The 25,789-nt window shown below is 73.5% G+C and carries 26 protein-coding genes; 12 read left to right on the top strand and 14 right to left on the bottom strand.

Annotation, left to right across the window (positions count from 1 at the left end):
- Window positions 1-13: 13 nt before the first annotated feature.
- The 6 genes from K8Z49_RS05580 to K8Z49_RS05555 all read right to left on the bottom strand — a co-directional run bounded on the left by K8Z49_RS05580 (window position 14) and on the right by K8Z49_RS05555 (window position 7,908).
- Window positions 14-2,050: a glycosyltransferase family 39 protein gene (locus K8Z49_RS05580; RefSeq protein ID WP_412517762.1), complete on the bottom strand. Its 2,037-nt coding sequence runs from the start codon at window positions 2,048-2,050 to the stop codon at window positions 14-16.
- Window positions 2,050-3,339 (bottom strand): glycosyltransferase, encoded by a 1,290-nt coding sequence (locus K8Z49_RS05575; protein WP_412517761.1) that lies wholly within the window; start codon window positions 3,337-3,339, stop codon window positions 2,050-2,052. Before K8Z49_RS05575 ends, K8Z49_RS05580 begins: the two co-directional genes overlap by 1 nt.
- A gap of 79 nt (window positions 3,340-3,418) precedes the next feature.
- On the bottom strand, window positions 3,419-4,885 hold the full coding sequence (locus tag K8Z49_RS05570; protein ID WP_412517760.1) for a sensor histidine kinase: 1,467 nt from the start codon (window positions 4,883-4,885) through the stop codon (window positions 3,419-3,421).
- A complete protein-coding gene (locus K8Z49_RS05565; RefSeq protein ID WP_063747814.1) occupies window positions 4,882-5,616 on the bottom strand; it encodes a response regulator transcription factor in 735 nt (244 codons plus the stop codon). The genes K8Z49_RS05570 and K8Z49_RS05565 overlap by 4 nt, the downstream gene beginning before the upstream one ends.
- An 85-nt stretch (window positions 5,617-5,701) precedes the next feature.
- Window positions 5,702-6,826 (bottom strand): hypothetical protein, encoded by a 1,125-nt coding sequence (locus tag K8Z49_RS05560; protein WP_412517759.1) that lies wholly within the window; start codon window positions 6,824-6,826, stop codon window positions 5,702-5,704.
- A 71-nt stretch (window positions 6,827-6,897) separates the two neighbouring features.
- Window positions 6,898-7,908: a hypothetical protein gene (locus K8Z49_RS05555; RefSeq protein ID WP_412517758.1), complete on the bottom strand. Its 1,011-nt coding sequence runs from the start codon at window positions 7,906-7,908 to the stop codon at window positions 6,898-6,900.
- 310 nt (window positions 7,909-8,218) lie between these two features.
- Here K8Z49_RS05555 and rsgA point away from each other — a divergent pair, with 310 nt between their 5' ends.
- Both rsgA and K8Z49_RS05545 read left to right on the top strand, forming a co-directional pair.
- Entirely contained in the window at window positions 8,219-9,295 is a 1,077-nt protein-coding gene (gene rsgA / locus K8Z49_RS05550) for a ribosome small subunit-dependent GTPase A (RefSeq protein WP_075022344.1), read from the top strand.
- Window positions 9,292-9,807, top strand: coding sequence for a GNAT family N-acetyltransferase (locus K8Z49_RS05545; protein ID WP_111833463.1), 516 nt, complete (start codon window positions 9,292-9,294; stop codon window positions 9,805-9,807). The genes rsgA and K8Z49_RS05545 overlap by 4 nt, the downstream gene beginning before the upstream one ends.
- 46 nt (window positions 9,808-9,853) lie before the next feature.
- Here K8Z49_RS05545 and K8Z49_RS05540 read toward each other — a convergent pair whose 3' ends face one another.
- Window positions 9,854-10,681 carry an ABC transporter permease gene (locus K8Z49_RS05540; RefSeq protein WP_021594814.1) on the bottom strand — a complete coding sequence of 276 codons (828 nt, stop codon included), beginning with the start codon at window positions 10,679-10,681 and terminating at the stop codon, window positions 9,854-9,856.
- Window positions 10,678-11,646 carry an ATP-binding cassette domain-containing protein gene (locus tag K8Z49_RS05535; protein WP_021594813.1) on the bottom strand — a complete coding sequence of 323 codons (969 nt, stop codon included), beginning with the start codon at window positions 11,644-11,646 and terminating at the stop codon, window positions 10,678-10,680. Before K8Z49_RS05535 ends, K8Z49_RS05540 begins: the two co-directional genes overlap by 4 nt.
- A gap of 97 nt (window positions 11,647-11,743) precedes the next feature.
- On the opposite strand from K8Z49_RS05535, the gene K8Z49_RS05530 reads away from it, so the two are divergent.
- A complete protein-coding gene (locus K8Z49_RS05530) occupies window positions 11,744-12,469 on the top strand; it encodes a TetR/AcrR family transcriptional regulator (protein WP_021594812.1) in 726 nt (241 codons plus the stop codon).
- Window positions 12,470-12,912: 443 nt separating this feature from the next.
- The gene (locus K8Z49_RS05525) at window positions 12,913-13,398 is read left to right on the top strand and encodes a GAF domain-containing protein (protein WP_021594811.1); all 486 of its coding nucleotides are present in this window, start codon (window positions 12,913-12,915) and stop codon (window positions 13,396-13,398) included.
- 38 nt (window positions 13,399-13,436) lie between these two features.
- Here the strand turns inward: K8Z49_RS05525 and K8Z49_RS05520 are convergent, their stop codons facing one another.
- Complete coding sequence (locus K8Z49_RS05520; RefSeq protein WP_024936226.1) at window positions 13,437-13,661, bottom strand: hypothetical protein; 225 nt, start codon at window positions 13,659-13,661, stop codon at window positions 13,437-13,439.
- Between the two features lie 265 nt (window positions 13,662-13,926).
- On the opposite strand from K8Z49_RS05520, the gene K8Z49_RS05515 reads away from it, so the two are divergent.
- The 3 genes from K8Z49_RS05515 to K8Z49_RS05505 all read left to right on the top strand — a co-directional run bounded on the left by K8Z49_RS05515 (window position 13,927) and on the right by K8Z49_RS05505 (window position 16,217).
- Window positions 13,927-14,130: a cold-shock protein gene (locus K8Z49_RS05515; RefSeq protein WP_024936225.1), complete on the top strand. Its 204-nt coding sequence runs from the start codon at window positions 13,927-13,929 to the stop codon at window positions 14,128-14,130.
- 107 nt (window positions 14,131-14,237) lie between these two features.
- The gene (locus K8Z49_RS05510; RefSeq protein ID WP_412517757.1) at window positions 14,238-15,617 is read left to right on the top strand and encodes a DEAD/DEAH box helicase; all 1,380 of its coding nucleotides are present in this window, start codon (window positions 14,238-14,240) and stop codon (window positions 15,615-15,617) included.
- Window positions 15,618-15,767: 150 nt separating this feature from the next.
- Complete coding sequence (locus K8Z49_RS05505) at window positions 15,768-16,217, top strand: hypothetical protein (RefSeq protein WP_021594807.1); 450 nt, start codon at window positions 15,768-15,770, stop codon at window positions 16,215-16,217.
- A 7-nt stretch (window positions 16,218-16,224) separates the two neighbouring features.
- Here the strand turns inward: K8Z49_RS05505 and K8Z49_RS05500 are convergent, their stop codons facing one another.
- Together K8Z49_RS05500 and K8Z49_RS05495 are read right to left on the bottom strand one after the other, a co-directional pair.
- Entirely contained in the window at window positions 16,225-16,716 is a 492-nt protein-coding gene (locus K8Z49_RS05500) for a DUF3237 domain-containing protein (RefSeq protein WP_412517756.1), read from the bottom strand.
- Window positions 16,713-17,177, bottom strand: coding sequence for an ester cyclase (locus K8Z49_RS05495; protein WP_412517755.1), 465 nt, complete (start codon window positions 17,175-17,177; stop codon window positions 16,713-16,715). Before K8Z49_RS05495 ends, K8Z49_RS05500 begins: the two co-directional genes overlap by 4 nt.
- Window positions 17,178-17,274: 97 nt before the next feature.
- Here K8Z49_RS05495 and K8Z49_RS05490 point away from each other — a divergent pair, with 97 nt between their 5' ends.
- Together K8Z49_RS05490 and K8Z49_RS05485 are read left to right on the top strand one after the other, a co-directional pair.
- On the top strand, window positions 17,275-17,880 hold the full coding sequence (locus K8Z49_RS05490) for a TetR/AcrR family transcriptional regulator (protein ID WP_412517754.1): 606 nt from the start codon (window positions 17,275-17,277) through the stop codon (window positions 17,878-17,880).
- A 193-nt stretch (window positions 17,881-18,073) separates the two neighbouring features.
- Window positions 18,074-18,199, top strand: a complete 126-nt coding sequence (locus K8Z49_RS05485) for a hypothetical protein (RefSeq protein WP_021594803.1) — start codon at window positions 18,074-18,076, stop codon at window positions 18,197-18,199.
- 12 nt (window positions 18,200-18,211) lie between these two features.
- Here the strand turns inward: K8Z49_RS05485 and K8Z49_RS05480 are convergent, their stop codons facing one another.
- Window positions 18,212-19,633 carry an MFS transporter gene (locus tag K8Z49_RS05480; RefSeq protein WP_111833455.1) on the bottom strand — a complete coding sequence of 474 codons (1,422 nt, stop codon included), beginning with the start codon at window positions 19,631-19,633 and terminating at the stop codon, window positions 18,212-18,214.
- A 140-nt stretch (window positions 19,634-19,773) separates the two neighbouring features.
- On the opposite strand from K8Z49_RS05480, the gene K8Z49_RS05475 reads away from it, so the two are divergent.
- Window positions 19,774-20,700 (top strand): LysR family transcriptional regulator, encoded by a 927-nt coding sequence (locus K8Z49_RS05475; protein ID WP_021594801.1) that lies wholly within the window; start codon window positions 19,774-19,776, stop codon window positions 20,698-20,700.
- 89 nt (window positions 20,701-20,789) lie between these two features.
- On the opposite strand, the gene K8Z49_RS05470 is transcribed toward K8Z49_RS05475, so the two are convergent.
- Window positions 20,790-22,295, bottom strand: coding sequence for an MFS transporter (locus K8Z49_RS05470; protein ID WP_111833454.1), 1,506 nt, complete (start codon window positions 22,293-22,295; stop codon window positions 20,790-20,792).
- Window positions 22,296-22,480: 185 nt separating this feature from the next.
- On the opposite strand from K8Z49_RS05470, the gene K8Z49_RS05465 reads away from it, so the two are divergent.
- Window positions 22,481-23,413, top strand: coding sequence for an RNA polymerase sigma-70 factor (locus K8Z49_RS05465; RefSeq protein ID WP_075022338.1), 933 nt, complete (start codon window positions 22,481-22,483; stop codon window positions 23,411-23,413).
- Window positions 23,414-23,716: 303 nt separating this feature from the next.
- On the opposite strand, the gene K8Z49_RS05460 is transcribed toward K8Z49_RS05465, so the two are convergent.
- Window positions 23,717-24,304: a CGNR zinc finger domain-containing protein gene (locus K8Z49_RS05460; RefSeq protein WP_412517753.1), complete on the bottom strand. Its 588-nt coding sequence runs from the start codon at window positions 24,302-24,304 to the stop codon at window positions 23,717-23,719.
- A gap of 213 nt (window positions 24,305-24,517) precedes the next feature.
- Between K8Z49_RS05460 and K8Z49_RS05455 the strand changes: the two genes are divergently transcribed.
- Window positions 24,518-25,690, top strand: a complete 1,173-nt coding sequence (locus K8Z49_RS05455; protein ID WP_412517752.1) for an epoxide hydrolase family protein — start codon at window positions 24,518-24,520, stop codon at window positions 25,688-25,690.
- The last annotated feature ends 99 nt before the right edge of the window (window positions 25,691-25,789 follow it).

The following is a 25,789-nucleotide window of genomic DNA, read 5'->3' as shown; positions in this document are numbered from 1 at the left end:
CGTCTCCCTGCGGTCAGCCGAGCCTGTACAGCTGGGCGCTGGACGCCGTGCCGGACGACGTGCCGCCGTACTCGCTCGCGTCGACGAGGGTCCCGTTCCGCTCGACCCAGGCGGTGACATCGGCGTCGCGGCCCTCGGGCCCCATGCGTCCGCCGAGCAGGATGTAGCGGATCTCGCCCTCCTCGACGTACCGCTGGAGCTTGGCGACGGTCATGGCCGGGTCCCTGCCGGTGAAGCCGCCCATCGCGATGACCGGGCGCCCGGTCCGCAGGATCATCGAGGACGCCTCCTGGGCGCTGGAGACCGCGACGAGCCAGCCGGCGCCGCCCTGGTTCCTCTCCAGGTAGGAGATCATCCCCGCGTCCACCTGCCCGCCGGGCCCGCCGCGGAAGCCCCCGGGGCGCTGACCGCGCCCGTCCGAGGGCGGCCCGTTCTGACCGGACGGCTGCCCTGGCGGCCGGAGACCGCCGGGCGCCTGCCCGCCAGGCACGCCGGGAGACCCGCCCCGCCCGGGGCCGCCGGGGCCGCTCCCCGAGGACGGTCCGGCCAGCGGGTTGGTGCCGTTGGTCACGGCCGACGCGGCCGAGACGGCGTAGGCGCCCGGTCCCGCGAGCCCGGCGGCCACCGCGAGAGCGAGCCCGGCGACGGCGGCGCGCGTCCCGGCGCGGCCGCCGAACCGTCCCGCGAGCAGGCCGAGCACCGCCAGGACGGTGGCGGTGGCGACGGCCCATCGCAGCCACGGATGCCAGGACGGTGTGCGGTCCAGCAGCACGAACGCCCACGCGCCGGTGACGGCGACGCCCGCGGGCAGCACCCACGCCCGGGCGGCCGACCGCCGGTGCGCCCCGAACAGCAGGACGGCCCCGGCGCCGGTGAGCGCGCCGATCGCGGGAGCCATGGCGGTCGCGTAATAGGGGTGGAAGATGCCCTCAGCGAAGCTGAAGACGACGTAGTGGACGGCGAGCCATCCGCCCCACAGCAGGAGCGCGGCCCGTGCGGTGTCGGTGCGGGGACGGCGCCGCAGCAGGATCAGCCCGGCGGCGAGCGCGAGAACGGCGAACGGGATCAGCCAGGAGATCTGGCCGCCGAGGATGTCGTTGAACAGCCGCCCGGCGCCCGACTGGCCGCCGAACCCGCCACCGCCTCCGCCTCCGGGGCCGCCGCGTCCGCCCGGTCCGCCGTTCTCGCCGAAGACGCGGCCGAGCCCGTTGTACCCGATGACCAGGTCCCAGGCGGTGCCGTCGGTGCTGCCGCCGACGTAAGGGCGCGAGCTGGCGGGGACGGCGTCCACGACCAGCATCCACCAGAACGACGACACGGCCAGGACGGCGCCGGCGGCGAGCAGGTGCACGACGCGCCGCACCAGGCCCGGCCGGGCCGCCACCAGATAGGCCAGGCCCAGGGCCGGGACGACGAGGAACGCCTGCAGCATCTTGGTGTTGAAGCCGCAGCCGACGAAGAACGCCGCGAGCAGCAGGAACCGCGGCCGTCCGGTGTCGATGGCCCGTCCGCAGGCCCACGCGGCGGCCACCATCAGCAGGACCAGCAGCGTGTCGGGATTGTTGTCGCGGTTGATCGCGACGGTGATCGGGGTGAGGGCGAGCACGGCCGCGGCGATGACCGCGGCGGCGTGCCCGAAGGCGCGCCGCACCGTGGCGTACAGGACGGCGACGGCGGCGACGCCCTCGGCGACCTGCGGAAGCAGCAGGCTCCACGTGGAGAATCCGAGGACCCGCGCGGACAGGCCCATCACCCACAGGGCCATGGGCGGCTTGTCGACGGTGATGAAGGAGCCGGCGTCCAGGGCACCGAAGAAGAACGCCTTCCAGCTCTGGGTGCCGCTCTTGACCGCGGCCGAGTAGTAGGAGTTGGCGTATCCCGCCTTCGACAGCCCCCAGGTGTACAGCACGCACGCGGCGGCGAGGATGATCCAGAGCGCGGGCCTGGCCCAGCGCGGGTCGCCGTCGCGACCGAGGAGCACGCGCCGGACGCGGTCTCCCCGCGCGGCGGACCGTGCCGCGGAGCCGGGCGGCGCCATCGTCGAGGTCATCAGAGGGTCCCTCCGGTCTCCTCGGCCGCCGGGACCGAGTCCCCGCCGGCGGGCCGCCCGCCGAGGCGGCGCGGGTGGAAGATCCAGGCGCGCATCAGCAGGAACCGCACCAGGGTCGCGGCGGCGTTGGCGGTGACGAGCGCGGCGACCTCCACGGCCCGGGACGCGCCGGGCGCCGCGGCGTGCAGCACGGCCAGGCCGCCGGTGCTGAGGGCCAGGCCGAGCAGGAACGCCAGCCCCCCTTCGAGCTGCTGCCGGAACGCCCGGCGGGTGCCGGTGACGCCGAAGGTGAAGCGCCGGTTGGCGGCGGTGTTCCCGATCGTGGTGATCACCAGGGAGAGCGCGTTCGCCGCCAGCGGCCCCATGACCAGGCGCAGCAGGACGAACAGCACTAGCTGCGCCAGGGTGCTGAGAACGCCGATGACGGCGAAGGCGGGCAGCTGCCGGGCCATCCCGTCCGGGAGCGCGGTGGCGGGGCCGGGCCGCCCGCCGACGGGGGCGCGGAACGCGCCGGTGAGCATGCGGCGGGCGACGCGCGCCATGCCGCGCAGGTCGTCGCGGGCGGTGCGCAGGACGTCCACGCGGCTGTCGGGGTCGTCGACCCAGTCGACGGGGACCTCGTGGATGCGCAGCCCGTTGCGTTCGGCGAGCAGCAGCAGCTCGGTGTCGAAGAACCATTCCTCGTCCTCGACCGAGGGCAGCAGCGCCTGGACGATCTCGGTCCGGGCGGCCTTGAAGCCGCACTGCGCGTCGGTGAAGCGGGCGGCGAGCGCGGTGCGCAGGAGCAGGTTGTAGCAGCGGGAGATGACCTCGCGGCGGGGGCCGCGCACGACCGCCGAGCCGCGGGTGAGGCGGGAGCCGATGGCCAGGTCGCTGTGCCCGGAGATGAGCGGCGCGACGAGCGGCAGGAACGCGTCCAGGTCGGTGGACAGGTCGGCGTCCATGTAGGCGACGACGTCGGCGTCGCTGGTCCCCCACACGTGCCGCAGCGCCCGGCCGCGTCCCTTGGCCTCCAGCCGGACGGCCTGGACGCGGGGGTGCAGCGCCGCCAGCTCCTCGGCGATCCGCCAGGTGGCGTCGGTGCTGGCGTTGTCGGCGACGGTGATGCGGAACGGGTAGGGGAACGTGCCGGCCAGGTAGGCGTGCAGGCGCTCCACGCTCGCGGCGATGACGCGCTCCTCGTTGTGGACGGGGACCACCACCTCGACGAGCCGTCCCCGTCCCCCGTGGCCGTGCGGGGGCGGAGGCGGCGCGGCGGGCGTGCCCCGTTCGGTGGCAAGGTGACTCATGTGACCGAGGTTCGGCGGCGGGCGTGGGAGGGCCGTGAGCCGTCCATTAACGCCGCATGAGAAAGGCGCCGGGCGGCCGTCAGTCGGCGGGGGCGGAGGTTCCGGGCAGCCGGACGCGGGCCAGGACGCCGCCGCCGGGGGCGGGTTCCAGGGCGACGCGGCCACCGCACTCGGCGACGACCCGCGCGACGATGGACAGCCCGAGCCCGGACCCGGGCAGGCTGCGCGCGGACGGGGACCGCCAGAACCGCTCGAACACATGCGGGAGGTCCTCGGCGGGGATGCCGGGGCCGTGGTCGCGGACGGTCAGCTCACCGGACTTGAGCCGGACGGCGACGGTCCCCCCGGGCGGGCTGAACTTGACGGCGTTGTCCAGCAGGTTGACGATGGCGCGTTCCAGGGACGCCGGGTCGCCGAGCACGTGCCACGGTTCGGTGTCGGCCTCGATGTCGAGGCCGGGGCCGCGGAGCCGGGCGCGGTCGACCGCGCGGGCCACGACGTCGTGGAGCGCGACAGATTCGTGCACGGGCTCGGCCTCGGCGGGGCGGGCGAGTTCGAGCAGGTCCCCCACCAGGCTGGACAGCTCCCGCATCTGCGCCTTGACGCTGACGAGCAGGTTGCGGCGGGCGGCCCGCGGCAGGTCGCGGCCGGTCGCCTCCGAGCGCAGCAGCAGATCGATGTTGGTGCGCAGGCTGGTCAGCGGGGTCCGCAGCTCGTGCCCGGCGTCGGCGATGAGCTGCTGCTGCCGCCCCCGGGACGCGGCGAGCGCGGCGGTCATGCTGTTGAAGGAGCGGCTGAGCCGCGCGATCTCGTCGGTGCCCTCCTCCGGGATGCGGGTGCCGAGGTCCTCGGTGCGGGCGATGTGCTCGACGGCGCCGGTCAGCTCGTCCACCGGACGCAGCGCCGCCCGGGCGATCATGAGGCCGGCCCCGGCGGACGCCAGGACGCCGAGGGCGGTGACCGCGGTCAGCAGCAGCGCGAGGTTGCCCAGGGGACCGTCGACCTCGTCCAGGGAGATCGCGTAGGACACGGCCGCGGGGGTGCCGTCGCGGGTCAGGAAGGAGCGGGTGAGGATGCGGACGTCGTCCTCGGCGCCGGCGGCGGTGACGCCGCTTCCGTCGTGGTAGACGTACTCGCGCTCGCCGCGGGCGACCTCGGCGTCCTCGGCGGTGACCGCCAGGGCGCCCGCGCCGGGGACCGTGCAGCGCCGCCCCTCGGCGTCGACCAGCTGGAGGATCTCGAACGGGCCCGGCGGCAGCGTCTGCCCGGGGCTGCCGGTCGGGCTGGAGGCGCAGACGCCGAGGGTGCCCTCGGCCTGCACCCCGCGGGGCAGCCGCGGCTCGCGGAACGGCCCGGCCCGCTCGCCGGGCGGGCCGCCGGACACGGCGCCGAGGCGGCGGTCGAGCTCGCGGTACAGCTGGTTGCGGGTCAGGAGCCACCCGGCGGTGGCGCAGGCGGCCACGGCCAGCGCGACCGCGGCGGCGGTCAGCAGCGCCATCCGGGCGCGCAGCGTCAGCCGCCGCGTGACCGGCGCCCGGGTGGTCACGGGGACGCCGCCGTCCGCAGCACGTACCCGACGCCGCGGACGGTGTGCACGAGCCGCGGCAGCCCGCCCGCCTCGGTCTTGCGCCGCAGGTACATCACGTAGACGTCCAGAGAGTTGGAGGCGGGCTCGAAGTCGAAGCCCCAGACGGTCTCCAGGATCTGCTCGCGGGTGAGGACCTGGCGGGGGTGGGCGAGGAACATCTCCAGCAGCATGTACTCGGTGCGGGTCAGCTCGACCGGCCTGCCGGCGCGGGTGACCTCGCGGGTGAGGGTGTCCATGCGCAGGTCGTCGAAGGCGAGTACGTCCTCGGCTTCGCCGTCGCCGGCGGCGGCCGTGTTCATGGCGGCGCGGCGCAGCAGGGCGCGGACGCGGGCGAGCAGCTCGTCCAGCTCGAACGGCTTGGCGAGGTAGTCGTCGGCGCCGGCGTCCAGGCCGGTGACGCGGTCGCCGACCATGTCGCGGGCGGTCAGCATGAGCACGGGCATGGTGGCGCCGAGGGCGCGCAGCCGCCGGCAGGTGGTCAGGCCGTCCATCCGCGGCATGAGGACGTCCAGGACGACCAGGTCGGGGGCCTCCTTCTCGACCTGGTCGAGCGCCATGACGCCGTCGGCGGCGCCGGCGACCCGGTATCCCTCGAACTCCAGGCTGCTGGACAGTGACTCGCGCACCGCGGGCTCGTCGTCGACCACCAGGATCCGCGCAGGCCGCGCCCCCCGCATGCCAAGCTCCATGTACTCACGGTAAGCACCGCCGGTGGGGGCCCTGACCGCCGGAGGGCCTTTCTCATGGTTCTCTCAGAATCTTCTGAGGGGCGGTTCAGGAGGCCCGGTCCCCGGGCGCGCCGGTCTCGCCGGTGACCTCGGCCCACACGTCGGTGCTCTCCACGCTCGCCTGGACGACGACGGCGCCCCCGCCCGGGACGGGGGCGGGGCGGGTGGCGGTGGCCCAGGTGGTCTTGGCGACGTCGACGACGACGTCGCGGGAGACGTCGACGATGATGCCGCGCAGGGTGTCCTGCATGGCGAGCTTGAGCGCGTCGCGCAGCAGCTCCCGCAGGACGGCCTCGATGGCGGCGGTGGCGGCGCGGGCCGCGGCACGGACGGCCAGGTCGCGGGCCGTGCGGGCGACGGCGCTGCCCGCCGCGACCGCCAGCAGCTCCCCGGCGCCGCGGGCGGCGTCGGACCGGCGGGCGCGCGCGGCCAGGTCGGCGGCGGCGCCCGTGAGCGGGGCCAGCTCGGCGGCGACCCCGGTCTCCTCGGCGGTGTCGCGCAGCGCGGCGGCCAGGTCGCGGGCGGCCTGCTCGGCGGTCTCGCGGACGACGCGGGCGACGACGTCGCGGCCCGCGGTCATGGCGGCGTCGACCGCCGCGTCGGCGACCGTGTCCACCGCGGCGTCCACGACGGCCTTGGTGGCGGCCTGTACGACGGGCTGGGACGCGGTCGCGGTGACGGTCCGCCCGGCGACGTCCAGGGCGGTGGCCGTGGCGGCGCGGGCGAGCGGGCTGGTGGCGGCGAGGCGGCGCGCGGCGGCGGCCATGGGGTGGCGGGCGGCCTGCTCGGCGAGGACCATCGCGGCGGTCGCGGCCTCGACCGCGCCCGCGGTGGCGGGGTTGGCCGCCGCGGCGGCGCGGGCCTCGGTGACGGCGCGCTCGGCGGCGCCCCGGGCGACCCTGACGGCGGCGTCCCGGGCGGCCTGCTCGACGGCCTTCATCGCGGGCGTCCCCGCCAGCCGCTCAACGATGCGGGAGGCGGCGAGCGCGGCGGTGTCGCGGGCGGCGTCGCGAAGGGGCTCGCCCGCGGAGACGGCCGCGCGCGCGGCGGACGCCGCGGCCGGGGCGAGCCCGTCCCAGATCTCCTCAAGCCGCTCGGCGGCGGCCCGGTCGGCCCTGCCGGCCCGCTCCGCGAGCCCGCCCGGCCGTTCGTCGTTGTCCTCCACGGTCACGCCCCCTCATCGCGATCCGCCCATACTCACCATAACTTCCGATTGACCATGTCACTCCCCCGGTTTGACCGTCACCGCCCGCAGGACGCGCAGGGGGTGCGGGTGCGGCGCGCGTAGGCGCGGGCGGCGACGGCCATGCCGGCGCCCCACGCGAAGTAGGCGGGGACCGCCACCCAGAAGAACGCCTCCGGCAGGTCGAGCCCCCCTTCGGGCGGGAACGGGTTGCGGCCGTGGAGGCGCTCCCAGCACATCTGCAGCAGCATCAGCCCGAAGTAGACGACCAGGCCGCCGGAGATCGCCGCGCCGGGCCACAGCACCAGCCGGCGGGGGACGCGCCGTCCGGCCAGACCGGGGACCCAGCGCGGCCACACCCGCCCGAAGGAGTGGACGAGGGCGAGCGGCAGCAGGCTCCCGCCCAGCACGAACCCGGCCTCGAAGAGGACCACCGACGGGCCGCTCGACATCGGCGACTCCCCGAACCCCACCGCGGCCTGCGCGGCGATGCGGGCGACGCATCCGGCGACCGCGAGGTAGGCGGCCCAGAACGCCCAGGCGGGCGTGCGGGCGAGGGGGCCGGGCGCCGTGCCGGGACGTCCGCAGGCGGCGCATCCGGTGCGGGCACGGGCGGTGTAGGCACGGGCGGACAGGCCGGTCATGATCCCGGCGCCGACGACCGCGGCCCGCGACAGCGCGCCGAGCGGGTAGAACCCGATGCCGAGCCCGGGAAGGATCCCGCCGACCACGTCGAGCAGCAGCAGCGCGCCGGAGGCCACAAGGCACAGGGCGGTCGCCCAGGCCGTCGCCGTCACGGCCAGCCGGGGCACGCGGCCGAGACGGTCCGCACGCGGCAGCGCGAGCACGGCCAGGACGGCCGCGGCGGCACCGCACAACGCGACGCCTCCCCACCCGGTGAACGCGACGAGGTCGTCCCCGACCGGTGACAGGTCATCCGGCTGGTGACCGGACGCCCAGTACACGCGCACGATCCCGTAGGCGGTGACCCAGGCGAGCGCGACGGCCGGCAGGCGGTGTCCGAGGGCGCGGCCTCTGCCGGTCGCGCGGCCGGTGAACGTGGTGACCATGAGCACGATCGTGCGCGTGGCGGCCGGGCCCACGCCTCCCCGCGGTGGCCGATCCCCCTCCCCCGCGCGGGGGAACACCCATGGCTTGCTCGGCCCGGTAATCCGCTTGGCCGGGCAGGGCGGGGGCGGTAGAGTCGCGCCCGGAACCGAAAGGGAGGTGAGGACGTATGGCCGTCGCCGCGGTGGTTGCTGCCCGCAGCACTCAGCCAGTCCTTCTTCCCTTGGCCGCCGGCTGACCTCCGCGCTCACGCATCCGCGGCACGTCCACGCCGGGGCCCCTTCACGTAAGGGTTCCATTCCGTTGTCTTCAATGTTCACGGGTTCGTCCCGTCTGGCCGCCTATGGCTGGGACGACACCCTGGAGAACGAGTTCACCTCTCATCGCGCCGCGGGCCTGACGCCGGGCCGCGTGGCCGCCGTCGACCGCGGCCTGTGCGACGTGGTCACCGAGGACGGCCCCGTCCGGGCCTCCACGGGCCCGGCCGCCGTCGACGATCCGCTCGCGGCGCCGTGCACCGGCGACTGGGCGGCCCTGGACCCGTCCGGACCGGACGGGCGGCCCGCCGTCGCGGCGCTCCTGCCGCGCCGCACCGCGATCGTCCGGTCGTCGGCGTCCCGCGACTCGCGCGGCCAGGTGCTCGCCGCCAACGTCGACACCGTCGCGATCGCCGTCTCCCTCGCCACCCGCCTCGACCTCGGACGGGTCGAGCGGCTGCTCGCCCTGGCCTGGGAGAGCGGGGCGCGGCCGGTGGTCGTCCTCACCAAGTCCGACCAGGCCGCCGGCGCCGCCGAGGCGGAGATCGAGGTCTCCGCCGCCGCGCCGGGCGTGGACGTCGTGGCGTGCAGCGCCACGACCGGGGACGGCGTCGACGCCGTCCGGGCCGTCCTCGCCGGGACGGTGGTGCTGGTCGGGCCGTCGGGCGCGGGCAAGTCCACGCTCGGCAACGCCCTGCTGGGCGGCGAGGTCCTGGCGACCGGGGCCGTCCGGGAGACCGACGGCAAGGGCCGGCACACCACGGTGCGGCGCGAGCTGCTGCCGCTGCCCGGCGGCGGCGTCCTCATCGACACCCCCGGCCTGCGCGGCGTCGGGCTGTTCGAGGCGTCCGGCGGGCTGGAGCGGACGTTCGCCGACGTCGAGGAGCTGGCCGCCGCGTGCCGGTTCGGCGACTGCGCCCACCGCACCGAGCCGGGGTGCGCCGTCCTGGCCGCGGTCGAGGACGGGACGCTGCCGCGCCGCCGCTTCGACAGCTACCGCAGGCTCCTGCGCGAGAACGCGTGGGCGGCGTCGCGCACCGACGAGCGGCTGCGCGCCGAGCGGGAGAACCAGCGCAAGGCGATCAGCCGCTGGCAGCGGCAGATGTACCGGGAGCGGGGGCGGAACCGATGAGGTGGACGACGAGGCCGGAGACGGCACGCGACGCCGGCGCGATCCGCGCGGTGGTCGCCGCGGCGTTCCCGACCGTCCAGGAGGCCGACCTGGTGGACGCGCTGCGCGAGGACGCCGCGTGGGTGCCGGGACTGTCGGTGGTCGCCGAGACCCCGGACGGGCGCGTCGCCGGCCATGCGCTGCTCACGCGGTGCACGGTCGGCGGCGAGGCCGCGCTGGCGCTGGCGCCGGTGGCCGTGCTGCCGGAGTTCCAGCGGCGGGGCGCGGGTGCCTCCGCCGTCCGGGCCGGGCTCGACGCCGCGGCCGGGCGGGCGGCGGCCGGCGCCGAACGGCTGGTCGTGGTGCTCGGGCATCCGGAGTACTACCCGCGGTTCGGGTTCGTCCGCGCGTCGGGCCTGGGCGTCACGGCGCCGTTCCAGGTGCCGGACGAGGCGCTGATGGCGCTGGTGCTGGACGGGCCGGGCCCGGTGCCGTCCGGGACGGTCGGGTATCCGGCGCCGTTCGGCGTCTGACCACCGGGGTCCCCGGCCCGCGGGTCCGTCCGCGGGCCGGGGGCCCTCAGCGCCCGCGGCGCCGGTACGTCCGCACCGACAGCGGGACGAACAGCGCCAGCAGGACCAGCGACCAGCCGATGGTCGCGGCGACGGGATGGGCGACCGGCCACGCCGCGTCCCCGGTGGACACGCCGGGGTTGCCGAACAGCTCCCGGCAGGCGGCGGTGAGAGCGCTGACGGGATTCCAGTCGGCGATGACCTGCAGCGGCTTCGGCATGCCGCCGGTGGGGACGAACGAGTTGGACAGCATGGTCACCGGGAACACCAGCGGGATCAGCTGGTCGGCGGTCTGCTCGTTCTTCACCACCAGGCCCAGGTAGCAGCCGGCCCAGCTCAGCGCGTACCGCATCAGCGCCAGCAGCAGGAACGCCTCGGCGGTCTGCCAGACCCCGTTGTGGGCGCGCCAGCCGACGACGAGCCCGGCGACGGCCATGATGACCATGCCGAGGATCCCGTTGAGGATCTCGGCGCCGGTCTGCCCGAACGGGACGGCCGAGCGCGCCATCGGCATGGAGCGGAACCGGTCCATGACGCCGCGCGAGGCGTCGGTGGCGACCCGCATGGTGACCGCGATGGTCGCGGTGAAGGTGACCATCGCGAACAGGCCCGGCATCAGGTACTCGCGGTAGTTGCCGCCGCCGGGCACGGAGATGGCGCTGCCGAACACGTACCCGAACAGCACCACCATCACCGCCGGGAAGATCAGCGCGGCGACCAGCTCGCCGGGTTCCTGGCGGATGCGGCTGATCTCGCGGCCGATGAGGGTGAGCCCGTCGGCGAGCGCCCAGCGCAGCCGTCCGGACGGCGACGCGGGGGCGGTGAGGGCGGTCATCGGACGGTCTCCTTCTCACGTTCGGGGGTGTCGGCGCCGCTTCCGGTGAGGCGCAGGAACACCTCGTCGAGAGTGGGGCGGCGCAGCGCGACGTCCCCGACGGCGACGCCGGCGCGGTCGAGGTCGCGGACGACGTCGGCGAGCCGCACGCTCCCCGGCGGCAGCGGCACCGAGAGGCGGTCGCCGTCCAGCGTGGGGTACGCGCCGGCGAGGGTGTGCAGCAGCTCGGCGGCCGCGCCGGCCATCCCCGGGTCGGCCAGGACGACGTCGAGGCGGTCGCCGATCGAGGCCTTCAGCTCGTCGGGCGTGCCGGTGGCGATGACGCGGCCGTGGTCGATCACGGCGATGTCGTCGGCGAGCTGGTCGGCCTCGTCCAGGTACTGCGTGGTGAGCAGGACGGTGGTGCCGTCCGCCACGAGGCCCCGGATCGCGTCCCAGATCTCGCCGCGGCTGCGCGGGTCGAGGCCGGTGGTGGGCTCGTCCAGGAACAGCACCTGCGGGCGCAGGATCAGGCTGGTGACCAGGTCGAGGCGGCGGCGCATCCCGCCGGAGTACCCCGCCACCTGCCGGTCGGCGGCCTCCATCAGCCCGAACCGCTCCAGCAGCTCGTCCGCGCGGCGGTGCGCCTCGCGGCGCGGCAGGTGGTAGAGGCGGCCGAACATGCGCAGGTTGCCGCGCCCGGTCAGCTTCTCGTCCACGGCCGCGTACTGCCCGGCCAGCCCGATGCGGGCGCGGACCTGGTCGGGCCGGCGGGCGACGTCGAACCCGGCGATGCGGGCACGCCCGGAGTCGGCGTCCGACAGCGTCGCGAGGATCCGCACGGCGGTGGTCTTGCCGGCGCCGTTGGGGCCGAGGACCCCGCAGACCGTTCCGGCGGGGACGGCCAGGTCGAGGCCGTCCAGGGCCCGGGTGTCCCCGAAGCGCTTGCGCAGCGCCTCGGCCACCACGATCGGTTCGTCCGTCACGATCCCTCCTTCTGAGTACGGCGTACGCAGCTACGGTAAACAACTGGGTACGATGTACGCAACTAGGATGCTCGGAGGCGGACGGCGAGGAGGTCAGGTGGCAGGCGGCGAGCGGTCCGGCGGAATCTGGTCGATCCCCGAACGGCAGGGCCGGGGACCGCGCCCCGCCTACAGCCGCGCCCAGATCACCGAGGCGGCGATCCGCATCGCCGACGCCGAGGGCCTGGAGGCGGCGTCGATGCGCCGGATCGCGGCCGAGCTCGGCACCGGCGCGATGTCGCTGTACCGCTACGTCCCGTCCCGCGACGACCTGATCGACCTGATGGTCGACCACGCCGCGCTGGAGATGGACGTCCCCGACCGCCCGAGCGGCGACTGGCGCGCCGACCTGACGCTGATCGCCGAGAACACCCGCGCGGTGGGCCTGCGCCACCCCTGGCTCGCCGGACTGGTCCGCCCGCGCGCCACGTTCGGCCCGAACCGGCTGCGGCTGATGGAGTTCGCGTTCGGCGCCCTCGACGTCGGCATCCCCATCGACGACATGCTCACCCTGCTCGAAATGCTGAACGGCTATGTCGAGCGCGCCGTCCGCGGCGAGATCGCCTGGAGACGGGAGAGCGAGCGCGGCATGACCCCGGAGCACTGGATGCTGGAGAGCGCTCCCTACGTCAGGAAGCTCCTCGACAGCGGCCGGTACCCGATGTTCAAGCGCATCGTCGTGGACGCGCGCCTGCCCCACATGACCACCGAGGAGCAGTTCCGCTACGGCCTGGACCGCGTGCTGGACTGCATCGCCAGCGCCCTGCCGTCAGACCGGACCTGAAGAGCGTACACTCGGCGGCGAGCGAGGGGTTCTCGATGTCGGCGACCAGGCCTGCGTCCCCCTGGTTCCCACTACTTGGTCTCCTTCGGGGGCCCGGACAGGCCCGGCGCCGATGACGCCGCACGATCACATCACCCGGATTCGGGTGCTCCTCAGTGCCGGCGCGGGTCCGGCCGCACCGGCCCGCGGCGCCCGCGGACCTCGGATCGGAGACCCGACATGATCATCAAAGACCCTCCCGCCCCGGCCGCCCGGCTCGCCGGCGGATCGGCGGCGGCCTGAACATGGCGGATCCCGCAGCATCGCAGGAGCGAGACGCTCCCCGGGAGGCCCCCCGCAGTGGTGCCATCATCGGGGAAGAGGGCCCGCCGATCAGGTGGCGGCCCCCCGCAGGGCCACGGCCGGCCGACGGGCGGCACCGCCTGGCCGCGTCGTTCGACCTGATGGCGGCCGTCCTGGCCGGCGCCGATCCGGTGGAGGCCCTGGCCCTTCTCGCCGAGCACGCCCGCGCCATGGCACGCGTGCCGCTCGCGTTCGTGGCGCTGCCCGAGGAGGGCGGCGGGACGCTGCGCATCGATGTGGCGGTGGGACCCGCCGCCGACAGGATCCGCGGCCTGACCGTCCGCCGGGGCCGTTCCATGATCGGCCGGGCGTTCAGCTCGCGGCGGCCCCTGTCATCGCGTGTCGCGGTGGACCAGGGGCTCAGCGAGCTGCCGGCCGGGCCCATCCTGATGCTGCCGCTGGAAACGGGTGAGGCCATCCGCGGGGTGCTCGCGGTCGCCGGCTCGCCGGGGGCACCGCCGTTCACCGCCGCGCTCGCGCGGGACCTGCTGCTGTTCGCCGACCTCGGGGCGAGGCTGATCGAACTGGCCGAGGAGCGGCGTGCGGCCGGGCCCGCGCCGGCGGACGGGGCGCACGCGACCTCCTGACGGCGGCCGTGGACGACCGTGACGCGGGCGACCGCGTGTCAGAGCGGGAAGAGCTTGGCGTAGGGGGCGAGGATCCGGACCGTGCGCGCTCCGAAGTCGACGAGGACGGCGTGCGCCTCCACCTCGGTGACGCGGCCGAGGCCGTACTTGTCGTGGGTGACCCGGTCCGCCACGTCGAAGACCTTGACGGGCGGGGCGGGCGGCGGTGGCTCGAAGGGGCTGGTGGGCAGGTGTCGCCGCCGTGCGGCTCGAGGGGGTTTCATCACCGCCAGTATGCGCCTCTCCGGGGCGTGGCGGGAACCGGATCCGCTTTTGATCTGGAATTTCCCGCGCCGCGCCGTCCCCGCGCCCTGGCCATCGCCGAGGTATGTGGTAACGTTCGGTTCAGTTGCGGTTCCCAAGCATTTGCGTGCGCCTGCGGATCAACCACAGGCGCACTTTTTGTTTTCTGGATCTTCCGGATGGGTCATCGCGGCGTCCTCGGACCCACAAGGTGTGGGACCGGGACCGAGCCAAAAGGAGATGACCATGGCCACCGGCACCGTCAAGTGGTTCAACGCGGAAAAGGGCTTCGGCTTCATCGAGCAGGACGGCGGCGGCGCCGACGTCTTCGCCCACTACTCCAACATCGCGGCCCAGGGCTTCCGCGAGCTCCAGGAGGGCCAGAAGGTGTCGTTCGACATCACTCAGGGCCAGAAGGGGCTGCAGGCGGAGAACATCGTCCCCGCCTGAATCTCCCCGGCGGCGCAGCGGGCGGCCCCGTGAGGGCCCCCGTTGCGTCGCCTTGTCGCGCAGCGGAGCACTCCTCGACACGTGCTATCTGCGAGGAAGGTTCCACCTTGCCGTTTCCCGACCGATCGAATCGATCATCAGGCCGGAGCCGCACCGCGCGGTCCCGCCCCGGCCGGCACCGCCGGGGGACCCGCCCGGACGGTGACGGCGGGCGGCCGCCCGCGACTCCGGGCCTCCCCCCGGTCACGTCCTTCTCCGAGCTGCGGATGCCGCCGGAGCTGCTGGCGTCGCTGACCCGCGAGGGCGTGACCGCGCCGTTCCCCATCCAGGCGGCGACGCTGCCGAACGCGCTCGCCGGCCGGGACGTCCTCGGACGCGGCCGGACCGGGTCCGGCAAGACCCTCGCCTTCGGTCTCGCACTCCTCGCCCGCCTCACCGGCCGGCGGGCCGAGTCCCGGCGCCCGCTGGCCCTGGTCCTCGTGCCCACCCGTGAGCTGGCCCAGCAGGTCACCGATGCCCTCGCCCCGTACGCCGGCGCCCTCCGCCTGCGCCTGCTCAGCGTCGTCGGCGGAATGTCGATCGGACGGCAGTCCGCCGCTCTGGCGCAGGGGGCGGACGTCCTGATCGCCACCCCGGGACGGCTCGCCGACCTGATCGACCGCGGCGACTGCCGCCTCCACCAGGTGGAGATCACCGTGCTGGACGAGGCCGACCAGATGACCGACATGGGGTTCCTGCCGCAGGTCACCCGCCTGCTGGAGCAGACTCCCGCCGACGGCCAGCGGATGTTGTTCTCCGCGACGCTCGACGGCGACGTCGACAAGCTGGTCCGGCGGTTCCTCACCGACCCGGTGACGCACTCGGTCGACCCGCCCTCCGGGGCCGTCACCACGATGGAACACCACCTGCTGCACCTCAGCGACACCGACAAGCACGAGACGATCGCGCACATCGCGGCCCGGGACGGCCGTGTGATCATGTTCGTCGGCAAGAAGCACGGCGCGGACCGGCTCGCCCGCAAGCTGGCGTCCCGCGGCATCCGCGCCGCGGCCCTGCACGGCGGCAAGACCCAGTCCCAGCGCAACCGCACCCTCGCGGGCTTCCGGACGGGCGACGTGGCCGTCCTGATCGCGACCAACGTCGCCGCGCGGGGCATCCACGTCGACGACCTCGACCTGGTCGTCAACGTCGACCCGCCCGCCGACCACAAGGACTACCTGCACCGGGGCGGACGCACCGCCCGCGCCGGGCGGCCCGGCACCGTCGTCACCCTCGTCCTGCCGCACCAGCGCCGGGAGACCGACGCGCTGATGGCCGCGGCCGGCATCACCCCGCGGGCGACCGAGGTGCGGCCGGGTGACGGCGAGCTCGCCAGGATCACCGGCGCCCGTTCCCCGGCCGCCGGCGCCCCGGCACCGGTCGGCGAGCCACGCCGGAACCGCTCCGGCGGACGGCGCCGGCGGGGCGTATCGTCGAGGAACACCTGACCTGCGGTACGCCGGGTGATCCGCGCCCTGCCGGTGGCATGAGCGCGGGCACGCGGGGCACCAATCCGATGAGGTGACGACTGCGTGCCGCCCGGCGACGCCGGGCGAGGGTCCGCGGGCCCGGAGCATGTTCGTGATCGGAGAAAGCACATGACGATCCTTCCCGGCCCTGGTGCATCGCGGCCGGTTCCGCACACGGGCCGATGGCAGCTGCCGAGCGGGCGGGCCGCGGCGGGCCACGTCCGCTCGATCGTCCAGAACGCCCTGCATGTATGGGAGCCGGGTCCGGCGGCGGCGAGTCTCACCGATCGGCTCGCGCCGCTGCTACAGGACTTCGTCGCCCGGGCGACCGCCCGGTGCCGCGGATCGCTCGTCCTGCGGCTGGAGCTGCACGCGCCGACCCGCCTGCTGCTCGGCGAGATCCTGCAGCAGACGACCGCGGGGCCGTCCGGCGACGACGCGGCGGACGGCGAAGGCGGCCGCGGTGCCCACATCGCCGCCATCGCGGTCACCTACGGCAGGCGGCCCGCCCGCGGCGACGCGGGCGCCTGGTACGCGCATGCCTTCGTGTGGCCGTCGCTGCCGCTGAGCTACGGCTGACGGGCCGTCAGAGGATCCGGGAGACCTTGTAGGCGACGCCGCCTTCGACCAGGTATCCCGAGCCGGCGCAGACGATGCCGTTCAACCATGCGTACTGCTCGGCGCCGGTCTCGAAAAGCGGGCTGGTGCGGAAGTAGTAGCGGGCCGGGTCGATCCGGTGCCGCTTCTCCGGGTCGGCGATGTCGGCTCGCAGCTCCGGCGGGACGATCCAGCGTCCTCCGTAGGTCATCTGCACCAGGGCGCCGTCGTGGGTGCGCAGGGTCAGCCGGACGTCCAGCGTCATGGACCCGTCCGGGCGGAACACCGCCCAGTCGCCGCCGCCGGGCAGCACGTCCCCGCGCAGGTCGGGGCCTTCGAACGTCCCCCCGGCGCTGCCGAACACGACCCGCTGGCCGGACGGTCCGCCGATGACCAGCGGAGGATCCAGGTCGACGACGATGTCGAACAGGTGCTCCGTCTCGATGCCGCCGATCGGCTTGACGCGCGTGTCGAAGGTCACCGCTCCTCCCCCATCGCGGCGTCCCCGAACAGGAGCTTGCGGACGGCGTCGGTCGACACGCCGCTCTGAGCGCACAGCGTCGCCAGGTCGAAGAAGAACCGTTCACCGGCGATCAGGTCGTCCTTGAAGGTGAACCGGATGAACACGGGCAGCTCGGCGCGGCGGCCGTTCGGGACCACGCCGAACCGGTCACCGGTCATGGTCATCCGCACCGTCCCCCAGCAGACCAGCGAGTCCGCGTTGGAGGCGTGTCCTTCCAGCTCGACGTCGTAGTCCGGGAAGGCCCTGAAGAACAGGGTCAGCACCTTCTCGTTCTCGGCCGTGCCCCTCGCCCTGGTACCGAGGGCGGGGGTCTCCAGCACCATGTCGCGGTGGAGAAGCCGCATGGCCGCGGGCACGTCCTGCCGGCTCTTCGCCACGGCCAGCGCCTGCGCCAGCTCGAACATCCGATCTCCGTTCATCGGCTCTCCCTCTGGTGTGCGGCCGTTGCCCGGGCTCGGAGTTAAACATACGATCGGTCGTATGTCTAGTTTGGCGGGATGTGGCAGGATGGCGCCGATGAACGAAGCAGCGGTGACGGACGGGCGCCTGGTGCGCGGTGCGCGGACGCGGCGGACCATCGCGCGCCATGCCGTGGACGTCGCGTCCCTCGAAGGGCTCAACGGGCTCAGCCTCGGGCGGCTGGCCGGCGACCTGGGGCTGTCCAAGAGCGGTATCCAGACGCTGTTCAGGACGAAGGAGAACCTGCAGCTCGCCGCCGTCGAGTCGGCGCGCGAGCAGTTCGCCGACGCGGTCGTCGGCCCCGCCCTGGCCGCGTCTCCCGGCGTGACCCGGCTCCGCGCCCTGATCGAGCGCTGGATCGTCTACGCGGAGACGCCGCTGTTCACCGGCGGCTGCTTCTGGGCGGCGAACCTGCCCGAGTTCGACAGCCGCCCCGGGCCCGTCCGCGAAGCCCTGTTCCGCCAGCACGGCGAGTGGCTGTCGGTCCTCGCCGGCGAGCTGCGGCACGCCGCCGACGCCGGCGAGATCGCGGACCTGGACGCCGACCTGGCCGCCTTCCAGATCGACGCGGTGCTGATGTCCGCCAACACCGCCCTGCGCGTCGGCGACGCCGGAGCCATGACCAAGGTCCGCCGGGTGATCGACGGCCTTCTCGCCCGCTGACGGGCCGGACGGGGCGCGTTCGGGACCCCGCGCACCACGAACTGGTTGCGCAGCAGCAGCACGGCGTCGCCGCGGAGACTGCCGGTGTCGGGCGGCCGCACCGTCGTGGCCGGCCGCCGGTAAGCGGCAAATCCCGAGCACGACGCGGCTCGGCCAGCGGCGGTACGGCTAGTACCTATTGATGGGGAGTGACATGCGGGCCAGAGGCATCAGTTACGAAACCGGGATCGTCTACGAGGGGGCGGTCGGCAACGCGCGCTTCGGCTCCGAGGCGTTCACCGCCGTCGCCGAACACCATGGACGGCAGATGCCCGAGTGAGGCGTCCTCCGGCTACCGCGAACGGGGCGCGCGACCGATCCCCCACCAGGCCACCAGGGCACCGAGCAGGAACAGCGCGGCGCAGGCGAACATGCTCACACCGAACCCCTGGCTCAAGGCCTCTGGATTGCGAGTGGCGTCCTCGGGCAGGTTCGCGAGCAGCGGCAGCGCGGCCACGACCAGCAGCCCCGCCGCGCGGGCGACGCCGTTGTTGACGCCGCTGGCGATGCCGGCGCGACCGTCCGGCACGGCGGACAGGACCGTCACGCTGATCGGCGCGGTGATCGCCGAGATGCCCAGCCCCGTGGCGACGATGACCGGGAGCACGTCGGGCACATAGGAGGCGTCCGGGCCGACCCGCACCGCCATCAGCGCCCCGATCGCGCAGACCACGGACCCCGCAGTGAGCAGGACGCGGGAGCCGGCGCGGGTGACGAGCGTGCCCGCGCGGGGCGACAGGACGAGGACCACGACCGTGATCGGCAGCAGCGCCGTCCCGGTGGCCAGCGGCGAGTAGCCGCTGGTGATCTGGAGCTGCATCGGCAGCAGGAAGAACAGCCCCGCGACGGCCCCGTAGAGGCAGAACGATGCCAGGTTCGCCGCGCTGAACTCCCGGGCGGAGAACAGTCCCAGCGGCAGCATGGGCGCCGAGGCGCGCCGTTCGACCAGCACGAAGGCGACCATCGCGAGCATGCCGACCGCGGCCGCCGCGACGGCGACCGGCAGGCCGCCGGAAGCGTCGGTGAGGCTGTAGGTCAGGCCGCCGAGACCGATCGCCGCCAGCGCGGCCCCGGCCGCGTCGAAACGGCCGGGCACCGCCTCGTCGCGGGTCTCGGGGACGTGGCGGAGCACCAGTCCCGCCACCACCGCCGCGATCGGGATGTTGATCCAGAACACCCAGCGCCATCCCGCGACATCGACCACCACGCCGCCGAGCAGCGGCCCGGCCGCGCCGGCCACCCCGCTCATGCCCGACCAGGCGCCGACCGCCCGCGCCCGGTCGCCGGGCCGGAACGAGGCCTGGATGAGCGCCAGGGACCCCGGGACGAGCAGCGCGGCCCCGACGCCCTGCAGCGCCCGCGCGGCCACCAGCCAGCCGACGGTCGGCGCGAAGCCGCCCAGCAGCGAGGCGACCGCGAACAGGACGAGGCCCGCCAGGTACGTCCGCCGCCGCCCGTAGCGGTCCCCGAGCGCGCCGCCGACGAGGATCAGCGCGGACAGCGCCAGCGCGAACGCGTTCACCGTCCACTGCATGCCCGCCATGCCCGTCCCCAGCTCGCGCGCGATCTCCGGCAGCGCGACGTTCAGGACCGTGGTCTCCAGCAGCACCAGGCCCGCCCCCAGCGAGGTGGCCACGACCACCCACCGGCCGGCGGGCTGCGACAGCCGCAGCCCGCCGGCGGCGGTGACCGGAGACTTGAGCACATGTGTCATGGAGACCTTCAGACCTGGAGGAGCAGCCCGTACTGCCTACGAGGGTGGGCATCGGCGGGATCGACCGGCAACACCGATCTGTGCAACGATCGATGCGGACGCCGCATGGATAGTGACCGACCTGGCCGGAGACGTCGACGATGGATTTACGGCAGCTGGAGGTCTTCCTGACGCTGGCCGACGAACTGCACTTCGGCCACACCGCCGACCGGCTGCATCTCACCCAGCCGCAGGTGAGCCGGGCCGTGGCCGCACTGGAGCGCCACATCGGCGCCCCGCTGTTCGAGCGCACCAGCCGCCGGGTCCGCCTCACCCCGCTGGGCCGCCGCCTCCGCGCCGAGGCCGAACCCGCCTACCGCCTGCTGCTGGACGCTCTCCGCGACGCCCGCGCCGAGGCCCGCCAGGCCGGCGGAACGCTGCGCGTCGGATTCCTGCTGCCAACCGGTGGCGAGGCCCTCAGCCATCTGATCCGCGCCTACGAGGCCCGCCACCCCGGAAGGCGCCTCTCCCTGAGCAACGTTCCGTACGCCGACCTCTACGAGCCGCTTCGCGGCAACGAGATCGACGTCCTGATCTCGTATCTCATCCTCGATCGCGACGAGCAGTCCGACCTGACCGCGGGCCCGGCGATCGACCACACCGCCCGGGTGCTGGTGGCCGCGGCGGCCGACCCGCTGGCGGCCAAGGACTCGATCTCGGTGGAAGACCTCGCCGGCCGCCGCACCAGCGCGCTGCCGCCCCGGTTCCCCCGCGTCCTCTTCGACCATTTCGTGCCGCCGGCCACCCCCTCGGGCAAGCCGATCCACCGCACCTACGACCTCGGTGATGACGACTACGGCGTGATGACGGCCGCGGTCGCCCGGGGGCACCTCGTCCACCCGAGCGTCGACGCCTTCACCTCGCTGCTGACCCACCGCCACGACCTCAAGCTCATTCCCATCCGCGATCTGCCCGCGGTTCCGATCGGCCCCATCTGGGTGACCGCCCGCGAGAACGCCCGCATCCGCGCCCTCGCGGACGTTGCCGCGAACCTCCCGCCTGTGAAGCCCGGCGGCCCCGACGCCTGAGCCGACGGCGGGCACGCCGGCGGCGCGGTCAGGGAACCGCGTATCCGGTGATTCCTTGACCACGCCGCATCGGGGTGATCCGCCGAGGATCAGGGGTGGGCGAGCAGCGCCTCGGCGCTGTCGGCGTCCACCGCGCCGTCGGCGTCCTCGACGGGCGCGTTGTCGGGACGCGGCGTGTTCATCAGCACGGCCACGACCAGCGCGCCGACCAGGATGATGCCCGCGGCCCACGCACTGGCCGTCGCGAACCCCTCCACCACCGCCTGCCTGGCCGTGACGGGGCTGGTGCCGTGCGAGGCCAGGTAGTCCACGGTCGCGCTGGTGGCGATGGTGTTCAGCAGGGCGGTGCCGATCGAGCCGCCGATCTGCTGCGCGGTGTTGACGGTGGCCGAGGCCACGCCCGCGTCGTCCCTGGCGACGCCGTGGGTGGCGTAGTTGATGGCCACCGGCATGATCATGCCCGCGCCGAAGCCGAGCAGCAGCTGCGCGACCAGCACGCCGGCGGCGTACCCGGTGTCGGTCTCCAGGGTGAGCATCCACAGCATGCCGGCGGAGCTGATGACCATCCCGGGCACGATCAGCGCCCGGGGCGGCACCTTGGGCAGCAGCCGGGTGGTGAGCCCGCCGGCCGAGAGCAGGACCACCGTGGCCATCGGGAGGAAGGCCACGCCCGTCTTCACCGGCGAGTACCCCTTGACGACCTGCATGTAGTAGGTCATGAACAGGAACGCCCCGAACATCCCGATCACGGCCATGCCCACGGCCATGTAGGCGCCGCCGCGGGTGCGGCTGGCGACCACGCGCAGCGGCAGCAGCGGCTGCCGCACCCGGCTCTCGACGAAGGCGAACGCGGCGAGCAGCACCGCGCCGGCGGCCAGGAGGCCGACGACCTTCGCCGAGCCCCAGCCGTCGGACTCGGCCTGGCCGGTCCCGTACACGACCGCGACGAGCCCGCCGGTCACCAGCAGCACGCCGGGGACGTCGAACCTGGCCTTGCCGTCGCGCCGCGACTCCTCCAGCAACGCGAACCCGCCGACCGCCGCGAGCAAGGCGATGGGGATGTTGACGTACAGGCACCAGCGCCAGTCCAGGTAGTCGGTCAGCGCCCCGCCGACCAGCAGGCCGACCGCACCGCCCGCTCCGGCGATGCCGCCCCAGATCCCGAACGCCTTGGCGCGGTCCTTCGGCTCGGTGAACGTCACCGTCAGCAGCGACAGCGCGGACGGCCCGAGCAGCGCGCCGAACCCTCCCTGCAGGGCACGGGCCACCAGCAGCATCTCGACGTTCGCCGCCGCGCCCCCGAGCGCCGAAGCGGCGGCGAAGCCGAGCAGCGCGACCAGGAAGGCCCGCTTGCGGCCGGTGTAGTCGGCGATCCGGCCGCCGAGCAGCAGCAGGCTGCCGAACGCCAGCGTGTACGCGGTGATGATCCACTGCCGGTCGCCGTCGGAGATCGCGAGGTCCCGCTGGAGCGACGGCAGCGCGATGTTCACCACGGTGGCGTCCAGGATGATCATTAGTTGGCCCAGGCCGATGAAGAGAAGCGCGGCCCAGCGGCGCGGCGAGACCGCCGGGCCCGGCGCCTTCGTGGTTGCCATGAGTGCGTCCTTGTCCGCGAGGTGTGCGTGCCGCGCGAATCGTCGGCGCGGCGTCCTGACGCACATGGAGATGCCGGCGGTCCGATCCCTGTGACAGCGCCGCGATGTGTCGTACACCACCGTCACAAATCAGTGGGTACCGCTGTCTTGTGCGTGTGGCACAGTCGAGACCGAAGGAGCGGGCCATGAGCGAGGACACCACGGGGGCGGACGAGCCTCGCACTCCCGGCGATCAGGTGGACTCCGCCACCGCGGCGTTCGTCACCCACCGCAACCTGCTGTTCACCGTGGCCTACGAGATGCTCGGCTCGGCCGCGGACGCGGAGGACGTCCTCCAGGAGACCTGGCTGCGATGGGCGGGCGTCGATCTGGACACCGTCCGGGACCAGCGTGCCTACCTGGTTCGGATCACCACCCGCCAGGCGCTCACCCGGTTGCGCACGCTCGGCCGCCGCAAGGAGTCCTACGTCGGACCCTGGCTGCCCGAGCCGCTGCTCACCACGCCGGACGTCGCCGAGGACGTGGAGCTGGCCGACAGCGTCTCGATGGCGATGCTGCTGGTGATGGAGACGCTCTCCCCGACCGAGCGGGCGGTGTTCGTGCTGCGCGAGGTGTTCGATCTGGCCTACGACGAGATCGCCGAGGCCGTCGACAAGAGCGCGGCCGCCGTCCGCCAGATCGCGCACCGGGCACGGGCGCACGTCGCGGCTCGCCGCCCGCGTGACGTCGTCGTCTCCCCCGCCGACACCCGAGCCGCACTCGCCGCCTTCCAGAAAGCGGTCGAAACCGGCGACCTGCAGGACCTCCTCGACATCCTCGCGCCCGACGTCGTCGCCCTGAGCGATGGCGGCGGACTCAAGCAGGCCGTTCCGCGGCCCATCGTGGGAGCCCGCAAGGTGGGACGCGTGCTCTCCGCCGGCCTGACCAGGTTCACCCACGACGCGTCGGTCGAGCCGGTCCAGGTCAACGGCTGGCCGGGCCTCATCATCCGCCTGAACGGGGAACTCGACGGCGTCCTGGCGATGCGCGTGGAGAACGGCCTGATCACCGGCCTCTACTTCGTCCGCAACCCCGAGAAGCTGTCACGCGTGCAGCAGGAGACCGCCCTGAGCCGCTGAGCCGTCGACACGGGGGTCGCAGCAGGCCGCCGCGATGGCGACCCCGGCGTTTCCCTGGGTCCGTTTGCCGACCGGCCATCTGATCGGGTCCTGTGGACCACGGCGCGCACAACCTGGCGCGCCGGGTCCCGGCCCCCGACCTCGACGGCGCATGCATATCCCATGATGGCAGAGTCGAACTATCGATCCTCATGCACTCGGGTTGAACGTGCTCCGCCTGCTCCACCTGGAACGCTGATCAGACGGCGAACACCTATGCCGCAGAGAAGTCACAATCTCCACGCTGTCTAGCGTCTCAGGAGGTTAGATGACACCCGTGGGCGTGGCTTTCTCATTCTTGCGGTGGTTGGCATGGAAGCGTGCCTTCTTCTGGCGATTCCCGCACGTGTTCATGTCGCACCATTTGCGGGTGCGGCTCTGGCTGGTGTCGAAGAAGGCGGCCTGGCACGTTGGCGACGCGCACAAGGCCAACTTTCCGTCTCGCTCACCTGCGAGGATGCTGATCGCATCGGCGGCGATCACGCTCAGGGCATCTTCTACACAGGAATCCGCACCGAAACGCCACTGACGATCACCGTCGGGCGTCAGGACGGCCGCGGCCCGACCCTGAATGCTGCAGTCATTGATGATCTGGATCGCCGACACAGGGAGAGCGCTCTGAAGCGCGGCCGCCGTCGCGGCGGCGTGGATCGCTTCCCTCAGTTCCCGAGCACGCTCGAGTTGGGCAGTGGTGCAGGAGTCCACGGCTAGGTCGTTCACTGCCAGCCAGTCGACGAGTCGCTGCGGTGTGGGAATGCGCTCCAATGGGGTGCCATTACGTTCTGTCAGAGTCCCCGTGAAGCTGGTCGCCAGCACGCTACCGAGGCGAAAGTCAGGGAACCCAGCACGCATGGAACCACCTTAGCCTCGATCGCCCATCCGGCACCCCGAAGCCGCGGGGGCAGGCGGGCGTGTATGCGAGCCGGCGGCTCGTCACGGGTTGCGCTGCGAACGCCCCGCCCCCGGGGTGGGGCTTCCTGAAGGATCCCGGGGCCGGCGGGTTGCGCGCGGGTATGAAGACACACTAGAACCGTCTTAGCCGGTTCCGCCAAGCCAGGAGGTCTCATGTTCCGTCCGACCAGCGACGTCCAGGCATTCGAAGCCCATGCGACTGACGCTGACCTCGACGATCTGCGCGGGCGACTGGCCGCGGCGCGCCTGCCAGAGGCCGAGACGGTGCATCGCGCCGCGCCTGACCCTCGCCGATGGGACCAGGGCGTTCCTCTCGCCGACCTGGTCGATGTCGTGGACTACTGGCGCACCGGGTACGACTGGCGGTCGTTCGAAGAGCGCCTCAACCAGATCGGCCAGTTCCGCACGACCATTGACGATCTGGGGATCCACTTCCTGCATCGCCGATCCGCGCGCGCAGACGCCACGCCGCTGATCCTGACGCACGGCTGGCCGGGCAGCATCGCCGAGTTCATCGACGTGGTGGACGAACTGGCAGATCCAAAAGACGCGGGCACGCCGGCGTTCCACGTCGTGTGTCCATCGCTGCCAGGCTTCGGTTACAGCGACAAGCCGGCCACCACCGGATGGGGAACCGAGAAGATCGCGGCCGCGTGGGTGGAGCTGATGGGAAGGCTCGGCTACAGCAAGTTCGCAGCCCACGGCGGTGACTGGGGAGGAAATATCACCACGGTCATCGGCGGCAGGTTCCCGGAGCAGGTTCTCGGCATCCACACCACCTTCGCGGAGGGACCACCCGGGCTGACAACGGACGGGCTGACAACGGTCGAGCGCAGGTGGACTGAGGAAACCCACCATTTCTGGCACCACCGGGCGGCGTACGCGAAGCAGCAGGCGACCCGACCGCAGACCATCGGCTACTCGCTCGTCGACTCACCGGTCGGGCTTCTTGCCTGGATCCTCGACAAGTTCGCCGACTGGTCAGATACCGAAGACAGCCCGTTCGAGACGATCTCCAGAGACCGAATTCTCGACGATGTCACGCTGTACTGGCTGACCCGGACCGGCGCATCGGCAGCCCGCATCTACTACGAGAGCCACGCCTCAATGGACCCGGAACTTCGGGTCGACGTCCCGTCAGCGATCAGCATCTATCCCCGCGACATCGAGAAGTGCCCGCGCCCCTGGGCGCAGGAGCGGTACCGACAGATCGTCCGGTGGAGGTCCCCCGCAAAAGGCGGGCACTTCCCGTCGCTGGAGGTTCCCGAGTACTTCGTCAAGGACCTGCAAGAAGGCCTCGCGGCAGTACTAGCCGCCAACCGGTGAACGCGACCCGGCGCCGAGTCGGCGGTGGCGACCGTGTCCCTGGCGTGTCGGACGGACCACGAGGGCATGAGCGCCCGCCGGGGAGGACACGGAAGATCA

The sequence above is a fragment of the Actinomadura madurae genome (genome assembly GCF_047130825.1).
In the GTDB taxonomy this organism is placed as follows: Bacteria; Actinomycetota; Actinomycetes; order Streptosporangiales; family Streptosporangiaceae; genus Spirillospora; species Spirillospora madurae.
The sequence above is the reverse complement of the archived record's forward strand: the minus strand, read 5'-3'. Positions and strand labels throughout refer to the sequence as shown.

Coding starts and splice junctions, on each gene's coding strand:
- K8Z49_RS05505 (WP_021594807.1), top strand. CDS start 15,768: ATGACGATCCTTCCCGGCCCTGGTGCATCGCGGCCGGTTCCGCACACG.
- K8Z49_RS05555 (WP_412517758.1), bottom strand. CDS start 7,908: ATGGTCACCACGTTCACCGGCCGCGCGACCGGCAGAGGCCGCGCCCTC.
- K8Z49_RS05515 (WP_024936225.1), top strand. CDS start 13,927: ATGGCCACCGGCACCGTCAAGTGGTTCAACGCGGAAAAGGGCTTCGGC.
- K8Z49_RS05520 (WP_024936226.1), bottom strand. CDS start 13,661: ATGAAACCCCCTCGAGCCGCACGGCGGCGACACCTGCCCACCAGCCCC.
- K8Z49_RS05475 (WP_021594801.1), top strand. CDS start 19,774: ATGGATTTACGGCAGCTGGAGGTCTTCCTGACGCTGGCCGACGAACTG.
- K8Z49_RS05455 (WP_412517752.1), top strand. CDS start 24,518: ATGTTCCGTCCGACCAGCGACGTCCAGGCATTCGAAGCCCATGCGACT.
- K8Z49_RS05495 (WP_412517755.1), bottom strand. CDS start 17,177: ATGAACGGAGATCGGATGTTCGAGCTGGCGCAGGCGCTGGCCGTGGCG.
- K8Z49_RS05540 (WP_021594814.1), bottom strand. CDS start 10,681: ATGACCGCCCTCACCGCCCCCGCGTCGCCGTCCGGACGGCTGCGCTGG.
- K8Z49_RS05460 (WP_412517753.1), bottom strand. CDS start 24,304: ATGCGTGCTGGGTTCCCTGACTTTCGCCTCGGTAGCGTGCTGGCGACC.
- K8Z49_RS05470 (WP_111833454.1), bottom strand. CDS start 22,295: ATGGCAACCACGAAGGCGCCGGGCCCGGCGGTCTCGCCGCGCCGCTGG.
- K8Z49_RS05525 (WP_021594811.1), top strand. CDS start 12,913: ATGGCGGCCGTCCTGGCCGGCGCCGATCCGGTGGAGGCCCTGGCCCTT.
- K8Z49_RS05580 (WP_412517762.1), bottom strand. CDS start 2,050: ATGACCTCGACGATGGCGCCGCCCGGCTCCGCGGCACGGTCCGCCGCG.
- K8Z49_RS05480 (WP_111833455.1), bottom strand. CDS start 19,633: ATGACACATGTGCTCAAGTCTCCGGTCACCGCCGCCGGCGGGCTGCGG.
- K8Z49_RS05465 (WP_075022338.1), top strand. CDS start 22,481: ATGAGCGAGGACACCACGGGGGCGGACGAGCCTCGCACTCCCGGCGAT.
- K8Z49_RS05565 (WP_063747814.1), bottom strand. CDS start 5,616: ATGGAGCTTGGCATGCGGGGGGCGCGGCCTGCGCGGATCCTGGTGGTC.
- K8Z49_RS05575 (WP_412517761.1), bottom strand. CDS start 3,339: ATGAGTCACCTTGCCACCGAACGGGGCACGCCCGCCGCGCCGCCTCCG.
- K8Z49_RS05490 (WP_412517754.1), top strand. CDS start 17,275: ATGAACGAAGCAGCGGTGACGGACGGGCGCCTGGTGCGCGGTGCGCGG.
- rsgA (WP_075022344.1), top strand. CDS start 8,219: ATGTTCACGGGTTCGTCCCGTCTGGCCGCCTATGGCTGGGACGACACC.
- K8Z49_RS05485 (WP_021594803.1), top strand. CDS start 18,074: ATGCGGGCCAGAGGCATCAGTTACGAAACCGGGATCGTCTACGAGGGG.
- K8Z49_RS05545 (WP_111833463.1), top strand. CDS start 9,292: ATGAGGTGGACGACGAGGCCGGAGACGGCACGCGACGCCGGCGCGATC.